This is a genomic window from Streptomyces sp. NPDC102462 (assembly GCF_044765425.1).
Classification (GTDB): Bacteria; Actinomycetota; Actinomycetes; order Streptomycetales; family Streptomycetaceae; genus Streptomyces.
This window is the reverse complement of the sequence record NZ_JBIWKB010000056.1, coordinates 44792-58612: the sequence shown is the minus strand read 5'-3', so window position 1 is coordinate 58612 and position 13821 is coordinate 44792. Positions and strand designations below refer to the sequence as shown.

General features: G+C 67.9%; 14 protein-coding genes. 8 read left to right on the top strand and 6 right to left on the bottom strand.

The genetic code is table 11. The features are described 5' to 3' along the window. Positions 1–216: 216 nt before the first annotated feature. Positions 217–396 (bottom strand): helix-turn-helix transcriptional regulator, encoded by a 180-nt coding sequence (locus ACIRFL_RS34430; protein WP_404036570.1) that lies wholly within the window; start codon positions 394–396, stop codon positions 217–219. Between ACIRFL_RS34430 and ACIRFL_RS34425 the strand changes: the two genes are divergently transcribed. Both ACIRFL_RS34425 and ACIRFL_RS34420 read left to right on the top strand, forming a co-directional pair. Beyond that, complete coding sequence (locus tag ACIRFL_RS34425; RefSeq protein WP_404036567.1) at positions 383–970, top strand: SDR family NAD(P)-dependent oxidoreductase; 588 nt, start codon at positions 383–385, stop codon at positions 968–970. The two genes, ACIRFL_RS34430 and ACIRFL_RS34425, sit on opposite strands and share 14 nt — an antisense overlap. Beyond that, complete coding sequence (locus ACIRFL_RS34420) at positions 958–1254, top strand: SDR family oxidoreductase (RefSeq protein ID WP_404036564.1); 297 nt, start codon at positions 958–960, stop codon at positions 1252–1254. Before ACIRFL_RS34425 ends, ACIRFL_RS34420 begins: the two co-directional genes overlap by 13 nt. 116 nt (positions 1255–1370) lie before the next feature. Here ACIRFL_RS34420 and ACIRFL_RS34415 read toward each other — a convergent pair whose 3' ends face one another. Next, positions 1371–2231: a helix-turn-helix transcriptional regulator gene (locus tag ACIRFL_RS34415; protein WP_404036561.1), complete on the bottom strand. Its 861-nt coding sequence runs from the start codon at positions 2229–2231 to the stop codon at positions 1371–1373. A gap of 43 nt (positions 2232–2274) precedes the next feature. On the opposite strand from ACIRFL_RS34415, the gene ACIRFL_RS34410 reads away from it, so the two are divergent. From ACIRFL_RS34410 to ACIRFL_RS34400, 3 genes are all read left to right on the top strand, one after another. After that, the gene (locus ACIRFL_RS34410) at positions 2275–3537 is read left to right on the top strand and encodes a serine hydrolase domain-containing protein (protein ID WP_404036559.1); all 1263 of its coding nucleotides are present in this window, start codon (positions 2275–2277) and stop codon (positions 3535–3537) included. Between the two features lie 263 nt (positions 3538–3800). Then, entirely contained in the window at positions 3801–3890 is a 90-nt protein-coding gene (locus ACIRFL_RS34405) for a hypothetical protein (RefSeq protein WP_404036556.1), read from the top strand. Between the two features lie 2 nt (positions 3891–3892). Continuing rightward, positions 3893–4288 (top strand): nuclear transport factor 2 family protein, encoded by a 396-nt coding sequence (locus ACIRFL_RS34400; protein WP_404036553.1) that lies wholly within the window; start codon positions 3893–3895, stop codon positions 4286–4288. Positions 4289–4405: 117 nt separating this feature from the next. On the opposite strand, the gene ACIRFL_RS34395 is transcribed toward ACIRFL_RS34400, so the two are convergent. Beyond that, positions 4406–4873, bottom strand: coding sequence for a MarR family winged helix-turn-helix transcriptional regulator (locus tag ACIRFL_RS34395; protein WP_404036550.1), 468 nt, complete (start codon positions 4871–4873; stop codon positions 4406–4408). Positions 4874–5069: 196 nt separating this feature from the next. Here ACIRFL_RS34395 and ACIRFL_RS34390 point away from each other — a divergent pair, with 196 nt between their 5' ends. After that, positions 5070–5378: a GNAT family N-acetyltransferase gene (locus tag ACIRFL_RS34390; RefSeq protein WP_404036547.1), complete on the top strand. Its 309-nt coding sequence runs from the start codon at positions 5070–5072 to the stop codon at positions 5376–5378. A 673-nt stretch (positions 5379–6051) separates the two neighbouring features. Here ACIRFL_RS34390 and ACIRFL_RS34385 read toward each other — a convergent pair. After that, positions 6052–6729 (bottom strand): GPP34 family phosphoprotein, encoded by a 678-nt coding sequence (locus ACIRFL_RS34385; protein WP_404036544.1) that lies wholly within the window; start codon positions 6727–6729, stop codon positions 6052–6054. A 323-nt stretch (positions 6730–7052) separates the two neighbouring features. Here ACIRFL_RS34385 and ACIRFL_RS34380 point away from each other — a divergent pair, with 323 nt between their 5' ends. After that, positions 7053–8792 carry a pyruvate dehydrogenase gene (locus tag ACIRFL_RS34380; RefSeq protein ID WP_404036541.1) on the top strand — a complete coding sequence of 580 codons (1740 nt, stop codon included), beginning with the start codon at positions 7053–7055 and terminating at the stop codon, positions 8790–8792. 243 nt (positions 8793–9035) lie between these two features. On the opposite strand, the gene ACIRFL_RS34375 is transcribed toward ACIRFL_RS34380, so the two are convergent. Further along, positions 9036–9248 carry an NAD(P)-binding domain-containing protein gene (locus ACIRFL_RS34375; protein WP_404036538.1) on the bottom strand — a complete coding sequence of 71 codons (213 nt, stop codon included), beginning with the start codon at positions 9246–9248 and terminating at the stop codon, positions 9036–9038. A 174-nt stretch (positions 9249–9422) separates the two neighbouring features. Continuing rightward, positions 9423–11357 (bottom strand): BTAD domain-containing putative transcriptional regulator, encoded by a 1935-nt coding sequence (locus ACIRFL_RS34370; protein ID WP_404036535.1) that lies wholly within the window; start codon positions 11355–11357, stop codon positions 9423–9425. Positions 11358–11965: 608 nt separating this feature from the next. On the opposite strand from ACIRFL_RS34370, the gene ACIRFL_RS34365 reads away from it, so the two are divergent. After that, complete coding sequence (locus ACIRFL_RS34365; protein WP_404036532.1) at positions 11966–13807, top strand: BTAD domain-containing putative transcriptional regulator; 1842 nt, start codon at positions 11966–11968, stop codon at positions 13805–13807. Positions 13808–13821: the final 14 nt, after the last annotated feature.

The following is a 13821-nucleotide window of genomic DNA, read 5'->3' as shown; positions in this document are numbered from 1 at the left end:
CGGAGCACCGTTGGCGATCGTCCGCCGGTACATCGAGCAGCAAAAACGTCCGCTCTAAAAGTGCACGTCAGAGCAGTCTTGAGATGCATTCATCCTCGGCGTGAACGCCGGGCCTTTCTGCAACAGTCCCGGTAAGAGGTTCACAGTGGACCTTGGCGGGATCCGCCGGAACCTCGCAGGGGTGCCCCTCCAGGAGCCCCGGTTTGTCCTGGACGCTCAGGCGTTGTGCCGGGCGTACTCGGTGGGTGTGAGCCCGTAGCGCTGCTTGAAGGCACGGCTGAAGTGGCTGCCGTCGGCGAACTGCCAGTGCGCGGCGATCTCCGAGACGCCCAGGCGGGACGCCAACAGCGCCTGCCTGGCCGACTCCAAGCGCCGTTCCCGGATGTATGCGGTCATCGAATTCCCCACTCGCCGCGAACGCGCGCTGCAGAGTGCGCACAGAGACGTTCAGTTCCCGGGCAAGCATCGCCGGCGACACCTCGGCGTCGGCGAGCCGCTGCTCCGCGAGGTTCTTCGCCGCCTGGGCGAGGGCCGAGGCAAGGTGGGCGTTCACATCGTCGAAGCCATGGTGTGTCACCGCGGCGGCCAACTCGACCAGCGTGTCTCGCGCGGCCTTGACACCAGCCGGGCTCAGATCGGGCAGCATCTCCTCGACCATGCCGGCGTGTGCCACCAGGAGGCGTACTTCGGCAGTGTCGGCGCGACCGGCGACTTCCCGGCCGCCGAGCAAAAGGCGGAAGGGAGCAGCGGGCTCACCGAGCTCTCGGACGGGGGCGACATGCACCCGTGGGTGGGCGACGTCTCCGACCTGGCCGCCGTCACCGCGCTCATGGACGGGGTGGCCGAGCGGTTCGGGCGTCTGGACGTCCTGGTCAACAACGCGGGGCTGGCGCTGCCGGGCACCGTGGCATGCGGGGTGACTGGACGCAGGCTGCTTACAACGCGACCAAGGGAGCGGTGGCCAATCTGACCAACGCGATGGCCCTCGACCATGGCCGGGAGATCCGGGTCAACGCGGTCCATCCCGGTGTGACGACCAGCCACGAGGAGATCCGGATGGCGCTCGCCGAAGGTACATCGTTGCGCGACCGGTTCGACGACCGTGTGCCCATGGGCCGACCCGGCGATCCCGCCGAGGTGGCCGCTGTCGTGGCGTTCCTCGTCGGCTCCGGCGCCTCGTATGTCAACGGCGCGCACATCGCCGTCGAGGGTGGCCTGACCGCGTCGAACGGCCAGACCGATCTCTTCCGCTGACCCGGGCCGGCACGACCAGGCGCACATCGCCGATCGAGCCGCCGCCGGCGGATTCTACGGTCGCTGCCTCCAGCTTCGCCGCATGTCCGCCTGCACCTGATGGACATCGTGAGCAGTCACACAGGCACAGCGGGATGCCTCATGATCTCGCGGAGGTCGATGTCGTGTCGCGGCTTCAGCACGAGTAGTTTCTGGCGGCGGCTCTCACCGAAGACGACATGACAGTCGAGGTCGATGCGTCCGGCCACCGGGTGCAGGACCGAGGTGGTTTCTTGTTGGCAGACATGCACTTCGTGACGGCTCCACAATGCGGCGAACTCGGCGCTGATGGTGAGCAACGCCGTCACCGTGGCGGTCATCTCGGCGACGTCCGGCCCGATGTCCATCGCCGCGCGCATGCTGGCCGCGTACGTCTGGCTCTGTGCTGTGTGGATGTCGGCGGGATAGATGTCGCGTTCTTCGGGGCGGGCGAACCAGCGGTAGTAGCCGCTGCGGTCGAGTCCGGTGAACCGCGTCTGGTCGCCGAACAGGGCCTGAGCCAATGGGTTCTGCAGCAGGGTCTGGCCGATGTTGGAGGTCACCAGCGCCGCCCCGCGATCCAGCGAATCCAGAACCAGCCCCAGTGCCGGATCGATCTGCTCGATGCCGGTGGTGCGGATCGGTGGGTTGTGCCCGATGAGTGCGAACAGGTGGTCTCGCTCGTCGGCGGTGAGCTGGAGCGCGCTCGCGAGCGCTGCCGTCACCTGCTCGGACGGGCGCGGCCCGCGACGTTGTTCGAGCCGCGTGTAGTAGTCCGTGGAGATGAAGGCGCGCTCGGCGACTTCCTCGCGACGCAGGCCGGCGACCCGGCGAGCCGACGGCCGGTCCGGGACAACAGCGGCGCGGCGGCGCCGGAGGAAATCCGCCAGTCTCGATCGATCCACGTGCCCATCCTGTCCCCGGTAGGGAGGGATCGCCAGTCCCTCCCAGCCGGTCACCGGGCGCGCCAGGGTAGGAGCCGGTCGAAATGAAGGGAAAGCAGTGGTCTTCAAGCTCGATGTGCCAGGCCGCATGGTTCGCGGGGACGTGGATGAAGGCTATGGCGCAGTGGCCGACGCCTTTCGCGAGAACTTCGCCGTACGCAACGAGATCGGCGCCGCCTGTGTCGTCTACCACGGCGGGCGGAAGGTCGTTGACCTCTGGGGCGGATACCGGGACGGCCACAACCGTGTCCCCTGGGAGGCGGACACGATGGTGCCGGTCTTCTCGACATCCAAGGGCGTGGCGGCAGTGGCGCTCGCGGTGTTGCATGCACGTGGCCTGCTCGACCACGACGAGCGCGTGGCGACCTACTGGCCCGAGTTCGCCGCCGCCGGCAAGGGAGATGTCACCGTCCGCCAGTTGCTCGCCCATCAGGCGGGGCTGCCGGTGATCGACCGGCCACTTGGGCTCGGCGACCTGAAGGGGTCCCGCGTTCTCTCCACGGCTCTTGCCGAGCAGCGTCCGGCATGGGAGCCGGGCACCCGGCACGGCTACCACGGCCAGTCGTTGGGCTGGTACGAGAGTGAGCTCATCAGCCGGATCGACCCTGGGAAACGTCGTATCGGCCGGTTCTTCGCCGACGAGGTCGCGACGCCGCTCGGCCTCGACTTCCACTTCGGTCTGCCGCAGGACACTGATCGCGATCGGATCGCCCGTATCCACGGATTTCGTCCCTGGGAGGTGATGCTGCACCTCAGAGCGATGCCGGTGTCATTCGTCCGGGCATACGCGAACCCACGGAGCCTGACCTCCAGGGCGTTCGGCAATCCGCGGGTGCTGGGCATCGTGGAGAACTTCAACCGGCCGGACGTGCAGGCTGCGGAGATTCCGGCGGCCAACGGCGTCGGCCAGGTGCGGTCGATCGCCAGGCTCTACGGCGAGGTGGCAACCGGCGGAGCCGCCCTCGGCCTCACCGACGCCACGATGGACGCGTTGCGGATGGCTGCCCCACCTCCGACGGACGGACTGTTCGACGAGGTGCTGCGTGTCGATACGAGGTTCTCCCTGGGGTACGTCAAGCCGTTCCCGGCGTTCAGGTTCGGCTCCGAGTCGAACCGGGCCTTCGGCACGATGGGCCTGGGCGGGTCGTTCGCCTTCGCAGACCCGGACACCGGTACGGGCTTCGCGTATGCCATGAACCGCACCGGATTTCGGCTCTGGGACGATCCTCGTGAAGTGGCCCTGCGGGAAGCGCTGTTCGCGCGGGTCCTCGGCGAGCGGCATCAGCGGCCCGATGGGGCCTCCGGGCGTTCTGGCGTCTGACTCGCAGGGTACGTGCCCAGGGCGCGTCGGCGGCCACAGCGTCAACAGCGTCTGTCGAAGGGGTCGTTGGCGCCGGTCCGGTCGGCGCCGCACATCCAACGTTTGCCACGAGCGGCCCTACAAGCACCTGAGTGTGTTCCATCTCTCAGAAGGCTTGCGCGAGCAGCGATCATGAGTTGAGACTTCAACTCGTCATCGGGGTTGTGGTCGACGATCCGAAGGACATGCCATGACCAAGCAACTAACCGGCCGCAGCTACCAGTTTGGAAGACTTCGAGAACGGGACGTCGTACTCCAACGTGACAGTCGACGGCAAGCTTTACCACTTCACCGGAACAATCAAGGAAGCCTGACCATGACCCACCACGCCGCCCCGCAGGACGAACAGGCAAAACGCAACACCGACATCGTGCTCACCGCGATGCAGGAGTTGTTCGCCGACAAGGATCTCACCGCGATAGACCGATACTGGGCCGAACCCTACATCCAGCACAGCCCGCAGATGCCCAATGGGCTCGACACCCTGCGCAATGTCGTTCCGCACCTGGAGGGCTTCTCCTGGGAGCCGCAGCGTGTCGCCGCCCAAGGCGATCTGGTCTTCACCCACAGCATCGTTCACGGCTGGGCCCCGAACCCCGTGGCCATCGTCGACATCTTCCGGCTGGACAACGGACGCATCGTGGAACACTGGGACGTCGTCCAGGACATCGTCCCCGCCGAAGAATCCGCCAACGGCAACACCATGGTGTAGCGCTCTGAACTTGACGTTTGACTTCCAGGTCACGAGGCGGCCGATCTCCACGCTTCGAGGCCGAGTTGGTGCGGGGTTGATCTCCGGTGATCCAGGCAGTGGCGTCCGCTCGCCGGGTCAGTCCGGCTGTTTCTCCATGTGGTCCAGGATGCGCTTGGAGATCCGGGCGAGTGTGCTGAGCTGGTTGGGTGTGAGGGCGTCGATGAACAGGCGGCGGACGTGTTCGACGTGCGGGGGTGCGGCCTCTTCGATCGCCTTGTAGCCGGCCGGGGTGGCGACGATGAATGCTCCGCGTCCGTCCTCGGGGCATTCCTCCTTGGCCACGAGTCCGCGTTTCGCCATCCGCGTGACCTGGTGGGACACTCGGCTCTTCTCCCACTCCACGCGTTTGACCAGGTCCGAGAAGCGCATCCGTCCGTCGCCTCTTTCGGTGAGGCTGACGAGCACGATGTAGTCGGAGGCAGACATGCCGGAGTCGGCCTGGACATGTCGGGACAGCCGTCCGATGAGTTTCTCCTGCATACGGATGAAGCTGTCCCAGGCGGCCTTCTCTTCCTGGTTGAGCCAGCGTGGTGGTGCGTCCATGGGGGCAGTCTAACGAAATCGTTGACAGCTCATCTACCCGCGATGGCGGTGATGCAACCCTCAGCGAGGCCGCGTCGCGGCACGAGCGCGCTGGGCGAGGATCAAGTTGAAGCGTCAACTTGATGGGTTAGGGTGATGTGCTGGCTGACGGGATACGGTCGAGTTGAGCGAGATCAGACCCCGCAGAGGAGGACACATGGCGGTCGAAGTGAGTGACGTGCCCGAGGCGAAGCGCTACGAGGCCCGTGTCGATGGAGAGTCCAAGGTGGCGGGCGTCGCGGAGTACATTCGCACCAAGGAACTCGTCGCGTTCGTGCACACCGAGGTGGAGGCGGAGTACGAGGGCAGGGGAGTCGGGTCCGCGCTGGCCCGTACAGCCCTTGACGAGGCACGTGCCGCGAACCTGCGGGTGCTGGCCACCTGTTCCTTCTTCGCGGGCTGGATCAGCCGGCACCCCGAGTACCAGGACCTGCTGTACCAGTCCCGCAGCAAGGTCAGCGACTGAAAGCCGAGCACGGCAGCCGGACAATGCCACGGTCGAGCGCCTGGTTGAAGTGGTGCGGCGCTGCCTCTCGGGCGTGCGCCAGTACGAACTCGTAGGCGGCCGGACAGAGACCCCTGACGACGCGAGTCGACAGCCCCACGGCCTCCACTATCCGATCACCGCTGGTCGCGGCCCCCCTGCTCTCGGAGCAGCCGCGCCGCCTCGCGGGAGCAAGCCGCAGTCGCGCACGCCGCTGCTCGCTCATCCCTCCCGCACTGCGCTGTTTCGCCGTCATGGCCCTCGACCTCCGCCAGCTACGGATACGAGCCCCGCGTGCAGCTACTCGCCCACCGCGGCCACGCGGTGCCGCAGGTCAACGTGCGCGGCTCGTCCGCTACGGCAAGGCCGCGCTCCTACCGGAGGCCTACGGGAGGCGGCGGGCCGTCTGTCGTGTTGTCCGAGGCCGCGCGGATCGGGCTCCGCCCCCTCACCGGTGCCGGCCACTCCCGCTGCATTGGCTCCGGAGACCGATTCCCTGCCCCTCGTTGTACGGAGTGTTTGCCGCTGCCGCGGGCGGGCTGGTGCTTATCGCGGTTGCTATGCCGGCGGGAGCAGTGCTGCGCCGCCGAGCCGTCGGGGGCGACCGCCTTCGTCGTCGATGCCACATCTCCACCGGTCCCGCCGGAATGCCGTCTCAGTCGGCAGCGCTGGTCACGGCGACGGCGCTGCCTACCGAGATCGCCACCAGCGTGCGCGTCACGGCGGTGTTGACCGCGTCCGCTCCCCAGGCTCCCTTCTCGAATTCCTTCGCGCGCTCGTAGACCTTCCCCGACCACGGAATGGTGTGGTGGAGGCTCGGCAGGCTGCCACTGGCGGAGATGAGCCCGATCAGCACCGCAGTACGATCGCTGGGCATCCTTCCGTCCACCAACGCAGCGCGCACCTCCCGCAGGACTTCGGCCTTGTGCCGGGTGTTCGCGACAGACAGGGAAGTCGTGTGGAAAAGGCCCAGCCTCCGCTTTCGCTCCCGGCTCACCATGCCCCGGTCTACGAGTCGGTCGAGGACCGTACTGCGCAGCTCCCCGCCGATCTCGACAAGTAGCGTCTGGACGCCTCGTGTGCGCTCGGCGGTCTTCCGGTACGCGTCCCGGAGCAGCGGATCCTCGACCGAATGGCCGGAAACGGCGTGCACCTTGAGGCCGGTCAGTCCCGTGTCGCCTTCCGTGACCGTCACATCGCCGCGAAGGGCGAGCTCGGCCAGCACGGCCCCTCCGAGCGTGTAGTACAACGTTCCCTCACCGGCGATCGCCCCTGATGTGTCGTCCATCAGCGTGAGCAGCAGATCCTCAACGATCAGCATCTCGTCCTGCATGGCTTCTCCGTAAGTTGTTGGGTGGCCCGGCGCTGCCCTGGGGGTCCGGTCCGCGGAGGCGCCGCCCATCGGCTCTACGATCTCCTGGGTGCCCCGCATTCGCCACGGCGTGCTGTCACCACTTCCCATGACAAATGTCACTGGGGCGGGCAGAGAAGCAACATGCTGGTGAGATCGCCGACCACCTCGACACCCACGCCGCCGACGCGGTGGTGCTCGGCATGCCTGTCGTCAGCGCCACTCCAAGGTGGATGCATCAACTATATTGGGGTTGTCGATAGTCATATGGGACAGGTGTGCAGCCTGAGGGGAGAGGCCCGGCGATGCGGAATCTGACTGTGGCTCAGCAGATGGTGGACATTCTGCGCCAGGCGGGCGTGGAGCGGATCTATGGCGTGGTGGGTGACAGCCTGAACTCGGTGGTCGACGCGGTGCGCCGTACCGATGGCATCGAGTGGGTGCATGTACGCAACGAGGAGGCCGCCGCGTTTGCTGCGGCGGCGGAGGCACAGCTGACCGGAAGGCTCGCGGTGTGTGCCGGAAGCTGTGGCCCCGGAAACACGCATCTGATCCAGGGACTGTACGACGCGCACCGCTCCGGCGCGCCCGTGCTGGCACTCGCCTCACACATCCCGTCCCACCAGATCGGCACAGGCTTCTTCCAGGAGACCCACCCGGAACGGCTGTTCACCGAGTGCAGCGACTACTGCGAGATGATCAGTACCCCCGCGCAGATGCCCCGGGTGCTGCGGATCGCCATGCAGCGGGCTCTTGGCAACAGCGCGGTGTCGGTCCTGGTGATACCTGGCGATGTCGCGCACGACGAGGCGACTCATCCCACGGGAAGCAGCGATCTGGTCACTGAGCGCGGCCGGGTCGTCGCGCCGGACACCCAGGTTCGGGCGCTGGCCGAGAAGCTGAACGCGGCACGGAAGGTGATGCTGTTCTGCGGTGCGGGAGTGCGGGACGCGCATACCGAGGTCATGGCACTCGCCGAGAAGGCCGCCGCCCCCGTGGGGCACTCCCTGCGGGGCAAGGAGTGGATCCAGTTCGACAACCCGTACGACGTGGGCATGAGCGGTCTGCTGGGCTACGGCGCCTGCTTCGACGCGATGCACGAGGCCGACTTGGTCGTCCTGCTCGGCACCGACTTCCCGTACAACGACTTCCTGCCGCAGGCACGGACCGTGCAGATCGACCACGATGCCGGCCGTCTCGGCCGTCGCACCGTGCTGGAACTCGGGGTCCATGGCGACGTCCGGGAGACGCTGCGGGCTGTGCTGCCGTTGGTCGGGGCGAAGCGGGACCGTGCCTATCTGGACCGTATGCTGCGCAAGCATGCCAAGTCGCTGGAGACGGTGGTCTCCGCCTACACCCACGACGTCGGGCGGCACACCCCGATCCACCCTGAGTACGCGGCCTCGGTTCTGGACGATCTCGCTGCCGACGATGCGGTGTTCACCGTGGACACCGGCATGTCCAATGTGTGGGCGGCGCGTTATCTGACTCCCAATGGGCGGCGCCGGGTGATCGGTTCGTTCCTGCATGGCACGATGGCCAACGCGCTGCCGCACGCCATCGGCGCGCAGTTCGCTTACGCCGGCCGTCAGGTGATCTCGATGTCGGGCGACGGTGGACTGGGCATGCTCATGGGCGAGTTGCTTACAGTGAAGCTGCACGATCTGCCGGTGAAGACGATCGTCTTCAACAACTCATCCCTGGGGATGGTGAAGTTGGAGATGCTGGTCGAGGGGCTGCCCGAGCACGAGACCGACCACGAGCCGGTGGACTACGCGGCGATCGCCCGCAGCGCCGGCATCGAGGCGATCCGCATCGAGCGCCCCGGGGATGTCGTCGAAGGACTCAAGAGGGCGCTGGCCCATGACGGACCGTTCCTGGTCGACCTGGTGACCGACCCCAACGCGCTGTCGATCCCGCCGCACATCTCCGCCGCCCAGGTCAAGGGATTCGCCTTCGCCGCGGGCCGGACAGTGCTCGACGGGGGCGTCGGCAAGATGCTCGACCTGGCCCGCGCCAATCTGCGCAACATTCCCCGCCCCTGAGACGGTCACCGTCCTCATCGAGGTCCGGCTGCACGACCCCGGCGACGACCCGACGAGCACCGGCGCAAACCACTGCGCCCAGCTCTCCGTCGGCCGCCGGGCTCCTCACGAACGCAGCACCGAGACACCTCGGCACCGACTCGTCGGTGACATACCGGTGCTCCTCCGGCGAGCCGGACGTGCCACACAGGTGCGCCCACTCGACGCGACGGCCTTGCCGGGGATCCCGGTGTGCCCGGGCGCTCACCAGCGGCAGCGCCAGGATGACGACGTCCGCCGCCGCGGCGGCCTGAGCCGCGGTGACCGGGGCCGCGCCAGGGGTGGGAACCTTGATGGGAGCGCGATCTTGGCGGGGCCGCCCGAGCCCGCGATGAGCACCCGGTAGCCGGCGGCCAGGGCCAGCCGCCCCAGCGCCGTGCCGACCTTGCCCGCACCCAGGATGCCTACGGTGTTCACGGGCGGGGTATCACTCGGGCGTCGTCGGCGCCCTGGGTGATCAGGAGCGGCGTGCGTACGTCTTCCACTCGGCTGATCGCTGACCGTGCCGGCATGTCGGCCTCCTGCTCCGTCACGCCTGCCGATGATGGAGAGCCTTGTGGCCTGCGTGATCCGCGGGTATCGCCGGTCCGGCTACCTTCCGGAAAGCCCTGCACGGGCCGCGCCCGCCCCGCGCAGGTGACGGGCGATACGCTCCTGGTCGGGGTCTTTCTGCGAGGTCAGGCGCTCGGCGAACGTGGCATGGAGGATCTGTCGTGTGGACGGAGCGAGCGTGCTGAGCACCACTTCCCGGGGGAGTTCCGGGAACCGGTAGCCGCTGGTGGCCCGGCCGTCCGGATCCGCTTCCCATATCAGCAGGCGGGCGGCCACGGCGGTGTCGACCAGTGGCAGGAGTTCCCGCAGAGGGATGTCCAGGATGTCGGCAAGCAGCTCCATGTCCAGCCACTCGCCGTCCACTGCGGCGTGCGCAAGCAGTTCCCCTATCGGGTCCGGGAGTTCGAACAGACGGCTCAGTACAGCGCTCCGCACCGCAGTGGGCACTCGGGCTCCGGCTCCCGTACGTCGGTCCGCAGGCAGCTTGAGCAACTCGGAGACGACGAAGGGGTTTCCGGCACTGCGCTGATGCAGGGCCACCGCGTGTGCCGATGTGACGGGTTCGCCGAACCCGGCGGCCATGTCGACGATCTCGGACGGGGTCAGAGGCTCCAGCACGAGCCAGGTCGCCCCCTTCCGGGCGAGAGCGGTGAGCAGGTCGCTGGACATCGGGTCGTGTACGTCCCGCATCGCGCACACCACCGCTGTCGGGCCCTCCGGCAGATCGGCGACGAGTCGTGTCAACTGGGCCCGGAATTCGGGGGTGGCCGCGTCGACGTCGTCCACCAGGCAGATGACGGGGCGACCGGTCATGGCCTGAGAGAACCCCCTCGTTCCCTTCGGTCTGTCCTGGTACGTGCCACGGCCGCGTCCTCGCAGCCGCAGCGCGTGGAGAAGCTGAGCGGCGGGCGACGACGGCGCAGGCTCACCGTCCGGGCCGGGCACGAGGCCGGCCGTGGCGTGCAGGACCGTGAATCCCGCCGATTCGGCACGTGCCGCCAGTTCCTGAAGCAAGCGCGACTTGCCGATGCCGGGCTCACCGGAGACCACCGCACAGCCCATCCGTCCCGCGGCGGCCCGTGACAGAACCGCGGACAGCTGTGACATCTCCTCCGCCCGCCCCGCCAGGGGGAAGGCGCGCCCCACCCTCTGGGAAGCGGAGGAGAGGGCACGGGCCGAGGTCAGGCTCACGTCGGCCACGACACCGGTGTCGTGCCGGAGGATGCCGGTCTGCAGCCGTTTGAGTTCAGGGCTCGGCTCAAGCCCCTGTTCTGCCAGCAAGCTGCGGAAGCGCTCGTAGTGATGCAGTGCCTCGGTCTGACGCCCGTCTGCGTACAAGGCACGCATCATCAGGGCCCAGGAAGCCTCGCGCAGTGGTGTGCTCATGATGAGGCTGTCCCCCGCCCTGATCGCCTGCGGGACATCTCCCTGCTTCAGCAGGACGGTCGCCTGCAGTTCTCTGGCTTCCTGAAGCAGCGCGTCGAGACGGCTGCGCGCACGCACAGCGAAGTCCTGCTCCGCGACGTCCTGGAAGGCCCGGCCACGCCACAGACCGAGCGCTTCGTCGAGTCCGCGGCGAGCCTGCGCCAAGAGGCCCCGCCCCGCCTCTGTCCTGGCTCGGTGCACGGCGTCTTCGAACACCGCGGTGTCGCGGGCCCCACGGGGCACTCTGAGGGCGTAGCCGGAGGCTTCGGCGACGAGGATCGCGGAGAGGCCCTTGCGCGCCGGGTCCAGCACCGAGCGGAGGCGGCTGACATGTGCCCGGAGCGAGGAGACGGCACCCGGCGGCGGCTCGTCCCGCCACAGGCACCTGATCAGCTCGGGCACCGGGACCGACCGGCCCTCCTCGATGAGCAGGCGGGCGAGCAGCACCTTGCGCTGGGGCGGCCCCAGGCCGAGGGGGGAACCACCGCGCAGTACCTGGACCGGACCCAGCGCAAGGAACTTCATGAGGCCGTCGTCGGTCGGGTTCATGTGTCTCGCTCGCCTTTCGGGGCGTCGTCCTCCTGCGGCACCAGCAACAGGCCCCGCGAGTGGTCTGTTCGCCGTCCCGCCTCCGAGCGGATGTCGTGTGCCCGGTCCGTTGTGGGTGCGGGCGCACCGGAGGGGGACGTGGATTCCTGGCGGCAGATCATCAAGTTTTCGCACACCGGCGTCAGTTCAATGAGCTGGTTCGTTGCCCCACCTTGTGCGGCCAGGTGCCGCGGCGCAATTACGGTCCACCACGACAACCACTAGGAGAACAGGGTCCGCAGCACCACGAGATTCCCGATTCAGGGCATGTTCTCGCAGGCCAGAGCGGTAGGACTGAGAGGGGAGCGCGCCCTCCCGCAGAGCGGAACGTCCTGTGACACACACCACGGTGCCTGGCAGGGGTAACCTCTCGTGTCCGCGGGGCGCAGCGGCTCACCGCTTTGCCACCCTGCCCCCGTTCACGCTTCGCGCGACCTGCCAGGAAATCCGGCGCTCTGCACATCACTCAGGGAGCATCGTTGTCTTCCTCGTGCCCATCTTCGGTAATGAGTACCTGCTCCGATCGCTCGCTCCCCGATTCCGGTCCGGCGGCGGGTGAGCGCGCGGCCGTGGGCGATCGGCGCTCTTTTCCTCTCGCTTTCGCGCTGCTGGGCACGCTGAGTGCGCGCAGAGGGGAGGAGGAGATCAGTCTGGGTCCACCGCAGCAGCGTGCCGTCCTCGCGGCGCTGCTGCTGAGGCGTGGGCAGTCCGTCTCCGTGGAGGAACTGGTCGCCGCGGTGTGGAAAGATCCACCGGCCGGAGCGATCTCCGTGGTCCGCACCTACATATCGCGACTGAGAGCAGCCCTGGAGCCCGGGCGGTACCGATCCCGGACCGCCGGTCTCCTGCGCTCCACGCCAAGTGGCTACTTCCTGTCGAAGGACGGGAACAGCTGTGATCTGGAGCTGTTCGAGCGTGACATGCAGACTGCGGAGAGACGTTTCTCCAAGGCGCGTTACACGGAGGCCAGGGAGCTTCTGAAGCGTGCGTTGGAGCACTGGAGCGGACCGCCGCTGGGAGGTCTTCCTGGTCCGCTCGCCCACTCCGAGCGCAGTCGTCTCACGGAGCTGCGCCTGTTGTGCCAAGAACGGGCGCTGGAAGCGGACATGAGACTCGGACAACATCAGCGGGTCGTTCCGGAGCTCATCCGTCTGACGTCCGAGCACCCCTTGCGCGAGAGACTGCGGCAATTGCTGATGGTCGCCCTTTACCAGGGCGATCGCCAAGCCGAGGCGCTGGCCGTCTACCACGACGCCCGCCGCGCGCTCGTGGAGCAACTCGGTATCGAGCCCACTCCGCCTCTGCAGGCCCTGTACGGACGGATACTCGCCGCCGATCCCGAACTGCTGCCGTCGGTCTGGGCCCGGCCCGCGGCCGTCGCGGCCGTACCCGCGCAACTGCCCGGCGACTTGCCCGACTTCACCGGCCGCACCAGCGAATCGGACAAACTGCTGGCCGGGCTCACCGCCCCCGCCGGTCTGGCGACACCGGTCGCGGCCATCACTGGCATGGGCGGTGTGGGGAAGTCCAGTCTGGCGGTGCATGTCGCCCATCGACTCAAGGAGTACTACCCCGACGGCCAGCTGTACGCCGACCTTGCCACGCCGGACGGCGATCCGGTCCCACCGGACCTCGTCCTCAAGTATTTCCTCGGTGCCCTGGGCGCTCCGGCGGGCGCCATCCCCGAGGATTCCGACAGGAGGGCCGCCTCCTTCCGCTCGCGCGTGTCCGGTCGCCGGATACTGATACTCCTCGACAACGCCTCTGACGTCGGTCAGGTACGGGCCCTCCTGCCGGGGTCATCGCACTGCACGGTGATCGTCACCAGCCGCGCGCGGCTCGGCAGCCTGCCGACCACCGTGCGTGTGCCCCTGGCCCCCATGGACATCGACTCAGCCGCCCTACTGTTCACCCGCATCGTCGGCTGCAGGCGGACACCCATGGAACCCGGGCACGTAAGGACGGTGACGCACCTGTGTGGTCTGCTTCCTCTGGCGGTACGCATCGTCGCCTCGCGGCACGCCGCCCGTCCGGACTGGACCCTGGGCGACACCATCGAGGAACTGCGGGACGAGCGCACCCGGCTCCAAGAGCTGCGGCTGGACGACCTGACGGTCCAGGGATGCTTCGATCTCAGCTACCGGCGGCTCACCACTCTCCAAGCCTGGGCCTTTCGTGAACTGGCGGCGGCGGAGCAGCAGTCGATCACCGGCACCGATGCAGCAGCAGTCCTGGGCCTGGAGCCGGCCGACACGCTGCGCGTGCTCGATTCGCTCGTCGACGTCGGCATGCTGGAGTCGCCATCGTATGGCCACTACAGGTATCAAGACGTGATGAGAGTGTTCGCCCGGCACGGCGTGCCGCACCCGGCAGGGGTCGGCCTGCGCGTCGGCTTGCCGGCTCGCGGGTGAGGCCGGGCTGTCCG

Excerpts from the sequence above, each read along its gene's own strand:
- ACIRFL_RS34425 (WP_404036567.1), top strand. The coding sequence starts at position 383 with ATGTATGCGGTCATCGAATTCCCCACTCGCCGCGAACGCGCGCTGCAG.
- ACIRFL_RS34380 (WP_404036541.1), top strand. The coding sequence starts at position 7,053 with ATGCGGAATCTGACTGTGGCTCAGCAGATGGTGGACATTCTGCGCCAG.
- ACIRFL_RS34390 (WP_404036547.1), top strand. The coding sequence starts at position 5,070 with ATGGCGGTCGAAGTGAGTGACGTGCCCGAGGCGAAGCGCTACGAGGCC.
- ACIRFL_RS34385 (WP_404036544.1), bottom strand. The coding sequence starts at position 6,729 with ATGCAGGACGAGATGCTGATCGTTGAGGATCTGCTGCTCACGCTGATG.
- ACIRFL_RS34400 (WP_404036553.1), top strand. The coding sequence starts at position 3,893 with ATGACCCACCACGCCGCCCCGCAGGACGAACAGGCAAAACGCAACACC.
- ACIRFL_RS34370 (WP_404036535.1), bottom strand. The coding sequence starts at position 11,357 with ATGAACCCGACCGACGACGGCCTCATGAAGTTCCTTGCGCTGGGTCCG.
- ACIRFL_RS34430 (WP_404036570.1), bottom strand. The coding sequence starts at position 396 with ATGACCGCATACATCCGGGAACGGCGCTTGGAGTCGGCCAGGCAGGCG.
- ACIRFL_RS34395 (WP_404036550.1), bottom strand. The coding sequence starts at position 4,873 with ATGGACGCACCACCACGCTGGCTCAACCAGGAAGAGAAGGCCGCCTGG.